Source organism: Candidatus Cloacimonadota bacterium (assembly GCA_020532355.1).
Classification (GTDB): domain Bacteria; phylum Cloacimonadota; class Cloacimonadia; order Cloacimonadales; family Cloacimonadaceae; genus UBA5456.
Map to the genome: position 1 here is coordinate 1 of JAJBBD010000267.1, position 3140 is coordinate 3140.

Genomic DNA, 3140 nt, shown 5'->3' on the forward strand with positions numbered 1-3140 from the left:
AAACTACCTCAAAAAGTAATGAATATGGTAGCCGAAGAAAGCCTGAGTGCTGGTCATGCCCGGGCAGTTTTGATGGTGGAACCGGAGTTTCAACTCAAATTTGCCGAGTTCATTGTAAAATATGCTCTTACGGTAAGGCAAGCGGAAACTAAGGCTAAAAGCTTTGTTCAGAATATATTAAATAAAGATATAGTTGAGGGAAAAACCTCACTCACGCGAAGTTTGGAACAAGAGCTGAGTTCACTGTTTCAACTTAAAGTAAAGGTTTCGGAAAACAAAGGCAGAGGAAAGGTAACCTTTGAATATAGAAACCTCGAAGAGCTGGAAAAATTCAAGCATATACTTAACAAACTGAGGTAAAAACGCATAATGTGATAGTAACCGGTGGCGCCGGTTTTATTGGAGCAAACTATATTCATCAGCTTTTTGCAGATCCTGATTTCAACGGAAAAGTACTGAATATCGACGTCTTAACCTATGCGGGCAATTTGGAATCCTTGAGCGATTTAGAAGCCAAATTTGGTGGTTGCCGCTATTTCTTTGAACAAGCGGATATCTGTGACGCCAATCGTATTAACAAAATTTTTACAGACTTTTGTCCAGATACCATCGTTAATTTTGCTGCTGAATCTCATGTAGATCGCTCTATAGATGGACCCTTGCAGTTTGTTCAAACAAACGTTATGGGCACAGCAACGCTTTTATAAGCAGCTCTAAATCTATATAAAATCATGTCGGACAAACAAAAAGAGGGCTTTCGCTTTCACCATGTATCTACAGATGAAGTGTACGGTTCGCTTGGTGAAACGGGTAGGTTTATCGAAGAAACACCATACGATCCCTCCTCGCCATATTCCGCTTCCAAAGCTGCCAGTGACCATTTGCTGCGGGCTTGGCACCGAACATTTGGCTTGCCAGTTACAATCTCGAATTGTTCAAACAACTACGGGGCCTATCAGTTTCCCGAAAAACTCATTCCCTTAATGATCCTAAACTGTTTGGGACACAAACCGCTTCCGCTATATGGTAAGGGCTTGAATGTACGCGATTGGCTGTATGTGAGCGATCATTGTGAAGCCATCAATACCATCATCCGCAAGGGGAAAATAGGTGAGACCTACAATATTGGGGGACATAATGAAATGAAGAACATCGATATCGTCACCATTATCTGCGACCTGCTGGATGAGCTGGAACCCTCGGCAAAAGGCATTAAGTACCATGAACTAATCACCTTTGTGCAGGATCGCCCCGGACATGATCTGCGCTATGTTATCGATGCTGGCAAGATCGAGCGAGAACTTGGCTGGGAACCAAAAGAAACGTTCCAAACAGGAATAAGAAAAACTGTTTACTGGTATCTGGAAAACCGTGAGTGGTGGAAGAACATCCAGGATAAAAAATATCAACTACAACGGCTGGGAATCATCAAATAAACATATCTACTCCAATTCAACTTAGTCACGTCGCTTATTTAGCTAAGCGGTAATATTCTAAATAAACTACTGATCATATTATTCAAAAAAGTAGACAGAGTCTGGGTATTTTCTAACTTCTTGTGTAACATCCAAATGCTTGATGAGATTCTCTCTTGCTACACAATGCGATGGAAAGCATATAAGACCGTTGAATAAATGGGGCATGGGTAAAGCCAGAGTGATGGGTAAGCATAGCTACGATCAGAATAAACCTAATTGAGGCATTGGAGTTCAAAGCGCATAAACTAACTATCACTTATTTAATATCTTATGGGCGGTTTGGACTTCAAGGCAGTGCATGATTACACGCCTGCTTTTGAAGTCCATGAGGCCTATTAAGTTCAATATCAGCAGGAACTTAATAGGCCTCATGAACTCCAATAGCATTGTTCAGAATAAAGCCCACCAAACCGATATCTCGTGCATAAAAAACCTGCTATCTATAGGTGTGCAACGGCCATCTATAAGCAGAAGAGCTTTGCGCATGGCTCCAATAGTTTTATGGCCTACCGCCTGTTTTCCAAACAGTTCAGGGAAGCACTACCTGTGGTTTATCCGGAGATTCTCCTTTCTGCAACGATAATCCTAACTTGATTCTTGGGTAATTCTAGTCTGGCTAACTGAGAATGAAGAGAGACATATATCACATAATTGTTAATAATGCCTTACTGTGCATCTTGTTGTAAGCATCATGGGCATGGTCTATTCTTAAAGAATATTCGCTGCGGAAGATGCAAGCATAAGAAACAAGGTGGTAAAAAACGATGAAACATTAAACCTTGACAATAAGGTGATGATACCGTAATTTTGTTTTTTATGTAATTGTTTGTAATTAAGGAGATAAACATGTATTTAACCGATGCCCAATTGATGAGCGAAATCCGGCGCTGTGAATATTGCGCCACCAAACCCTGTAAAACCGCCTGTCCCTGCGATTGTTCTCCGGCAGACTTTATGATGGCTGCCTCAGGCGGGACAAAATCAGATTTTAAGAGAGCAGCCGGCATCATACTGGCATCCAATCCTTTAGGTGGGATTTGCGGTGATGTATGTCCGGATCATCATTGTGTGGAAGCCTGCGCACGTGAAAAGTTCGATACTCCTATCCAAATCCCTGCAGTGCAAGCCACTATCATCAAGAAAGCACGTGAAATGGGTGCAAATCCGGAGTTTATCCTTCCGCAGAGTAATGGTATCAAGATTGCAATAATCGGTGGTGGGCCCGCCGGAATCGGTACTGCAGTCAGTTTGCGGCAATTGGGTTATGAGCCCGAAATCTTTGATGCAGACGAGCTAGGCGGGCAGGCTGCTTTGATTCCTCCCGGCAGGTTAGATCGGGGTATGTTAATGGCTGATTTGATGTGGGTAAGCGAAGCTTTCAAGATTGTTCACCACAAGAAAAACATACCTGATCCCAAAGCACTTCTGGATCAGGGTTTTACTGCGATTGTTGTGGCCGGTGGCTTGAATGATCCCATCCGTTTGAACATTCCGGGGGACGAAAAAGCAATCTATGGCATGGAAATTTTAAAACAACCCGGGTGCTTCCTCTTTGCAGGCAAAAAAGTAGCTTTGGTGGGTGGTGCGATAGCTGCCGATCAAGCTTTAACCATAGCCCAGGCAGGAGCTGCTCACGTGGAAATGATTACATTGGAAACCTTT

At 42.8% G+C, this 3140-nt stretch carries 2 protein-coding genes and 1 pseudogene; all 3 read left to right on the forward strand.

The genetic code is table 11. The features are described from left to right. A partial coding sequence (locus LHW48_09170; protein ID MCB5260621.1) for a chromosome partitioning protein ParB occupies window positions 1-360 on the forward strand: 360 nt, incomplete at its 5' end. Between the two features lie 11 nt (window positions 361-371). Then, window positions 372-1436: pseudogene (rfbB, locus tag LHW48_09175) on the forward strand (dTDP-glucose 4,6-dehydratase). A gap of 888 nt (window positions 1437-2324) precedes the next feature. Next, a partial coding sequence (locus LHW48_09180; protein MCB5260622.1) for an FAD-dependent oxidoreductase occupies window positions 2325-3140 on the forward strand: 816 nt, incomplete at its 3' end.